General features: G+C 68.7%; 2 protein-coding genes. One reads left to right on the top strand and one right to left on the bottom strand.

The annotated features are described in order from the left end of the window. Nucleotides 1-1,570 (top strand): FAD-dependent oxidoreductase (locus GPA_RS12270; protein WP_041239584.1); only part of this gene is annotated, 1,570 nt, incomplete at its 5' end. Nucleotides 1,571-1,675: 105 nt separating this feature from the next. Here the strand turns inward: GPA_RS12270 and GPA_RS12265 are convergent. After that, entirely contained in the window at nt 1,676-2,473 is a 798-nt protein-coding gene (locus GPA_RS12265) for a MerR family transcriptional regulator (protein WP_015540058.1), read from the bottom strand. Nucleotides 2,474-2,566: the final 93 nt, after the last annotated feature.

Below are 2,566 nucleotides of genomic sequence, written 5' to 3'. Positions count from 1 at the left end.
CGGCAAGGCGGCGGACGCGTCCGACGGCGCGAAGGGCGGCGAGGACGAGCCGTTCAAGGCCGAGGAGACGGTGGATGCCGACGTGGTGGTGGTCGGCTGCGGCGCGGCCGGCTTCATGGCGGCGCTGCGCGCGTCGAAGGGCGGCGCGAACGTGGTGGTGCTGGAGAAGGGCGACAGCATGGCGGCCCCGAACGGCATCTACGTGTCCGGCCCGTTCGCCGTGGGCACCGACGTGCTGCAGAACAAGCCCGGCGGCACCACGCTCACCGTGGACGACGCGTTCTACCACGTCATGGAGTATTCGCACTGGACGCCGAACCCCGCGCTCATGCGCCGCTGCCTGGAGACGTCGGCCGACGCCGTGGCCCAGCTCGAGAAGATCGGCTACACGTTCGAGGAGAAGAACTTCCGCTTCGAGACGCCGTTCATGGGCGAGAAGGGCGGCTTCCACGCCATCACGAACGCCTCCGACGAGCGCGCGAAGCTGTGGGAGCAGGCGCTGGCCGACCACAACGTGGACGTGCGGTTCTCCACGGCCCTCGTGTCGCTGGCCACCGGTGACGACGGCTCCGTGACCGGGGTGAACGCCGTCGAGAAGGACAAGAAGAACATCACGTTCAACGCCAAGGCCGTCATCCTGGCGGCGGGCGGCTACCTGGGCAACCGCGATTTGCAGGAGCGCTTCCTGCACACGCGCAAGCTCAACGTGGCGCGCGGCGGCGACTCCATCTGCACGGGCGACACCATCCTCGCGGCCGAGAAGGCGGGTGCTGCGCTGGAGAAGACGTACGGCTACTGCCCCTGCGAGTACGGCGGCACGCACGCCAACGCTTCGCGCCCGGCCAAGCAGGACAAGTTCGACCAGAACACCGCGTTCAAGTTCGGCCTGTACGGCTGCCTCCTGGTGGACGCCGAGGGCAAGCGCTTCATCAACGAGGGCCTGCTGTGCGACTATCCCATGAGCTACGGCTCCGAGCAGATCCTCAAGAACTCCCCGTGGTACGCCGTGGTCGACCAGGCCTACGTGGACGCCATGAGCACGCAGGGCCTCTACAACTACACCACGGCGAAGGGCGCCACCGAGGACACGTGGTTCATCGGCAACTACTTCAAGGACCGTATCCTCGAGAACCTGCCCGCCGACATCGAGGAGGGCATCGAGGAAGGCTGGTGCTTCAAGGCCGACACGCTGGAGGAGCTGGCCGAGCACTTCGGGCTGGACGAGCTGCCCCAGACGGTGGCTCAGTACAACGAGTTCTGCGACGCCGGCGCCGACGCCGAGTTCGGCGCGAACCCGTGGTACCTCTCGAAGGTGGCCACGCCGCCGTTCTACGTGACCGAGAACGAGCCGAGCGCGTGGAGCACGTTCGGCGGCATCCGCATCGACGACTGCTGCCGCGTGCTGGCCGCCGAGACGAACGACCCGATACCCGGCCTCTACGCCGCGGGCACCGATGCGGGCAGCCTGTACTACTCGCCCTACTACGACATTCCCGGCTACTGCTACGGTCTGTGCATCGATTCCGGCTACATCGCCGCCGAGGAGGCCGTGGCCGCGCTCAAGGCGTAGGGTTTCACCAACTCCGAACGGTCCCGGCGGCGCACCCCCCCCCGCGCCGCCGGGGCCCTCTCCGACCGCCCCGCCGCCTCCTCTCCCTCCAACGGCGGGGCGCCTTTATCTCACCGGGGCGAACAGCGTCTCGATATCGCTGCCGTTCCCGTCCAGGTTCAGAAACGACGGGAACAGGATCACGTCCCCCCGCAGCGCGTAGCCGTGGTCGTCCAGGTAGGCGAACAGGTCCGCGAACGTCTCCTTGCGCACGCTCTCCGCCCGCGTCACGCGGCGCCGGAACCGCACGCATTTCCCCAGGCACAGGCGGCCCACGTGCGCGCGGTCGACGCCTTCCAGCCGGTGCTCCTCGCTCTCGGGCATGGCGATGACGTAGCTGGGGTCCACCGTTTCGCCCGGCGCGTCGAAGTCGCGCTTGGCGATGATGCGCGCGCAGCTGGTGATGCTCAGCAGGTCGTAGAACAGGGCGATCTCCCGCTCGTTTTCCACCGACACGCCGAAGTCGCGGCCCACCGATGCGCTCACGTACAGCTGGTCGGGCGCGTCCACGAGCGTGAAGGCCGCCCGGCCGCCCCCGTCGATCAGCGCGAGCGCGCTGTCTATCTTCGCCAGCCGGTAGCGCAGCAGGTCGGCCTCGCGGCGCAGCTTTGCCTGCTGGTCCTCCAGCGAGCGCTTGAAGTCGTCGGTGCCCTGCTCGGCGTCCAGCATGGCCACGGCCTGCTCCACGGTGAACCCGTACTGCAGCAGCACGCGGAACGCGTTCGCGCGGAAGGCGTCCTCGGGCGAGAACACCCGGTAGCCGTTCTCCTCGCGGCGCGTGGCCAGCAGGCCGTGCTTCTCGTAGAACCTGATCTTCGACGGCGGCAGCCCCGTCATCGCCGCGAACTCCTTGATGCGGTACATGCGAACCCCTCCCTCGCGCCGGCGCCCCCGGCGGTCGTCCCCTGCGTGCAGCATACCACACGCCGACGCCCGCCCGCGTCCGCTCGCACCGTC

Source organism: Gordonibacter pamelaeae 7-10-1-b (assembly GCF_000210055.1).
Taxonomy (GTDB): domain Bacteria; phylum Actinomycetota; class Coriobacteriia; order Coriobacteriales; family Eggerthellaceae; genus Gordonibacter; species Gordonibacter pamelaeae.
Note: the sequence above shows the minus strand (reverse complement) of the source record. Positions and strands in the feature narration are given on the sequence as shown.

Bases quoted from the DNA above. Each gene is read 5' to 3' on its own strand.
- GPA_RS12265 (WP_015540058.1), bottom strand. From the start codon at position 2,473: ATGTACCGCATCAAGGAGTTCGCGGCGATGACGGGGCTGCCGCCGTCG.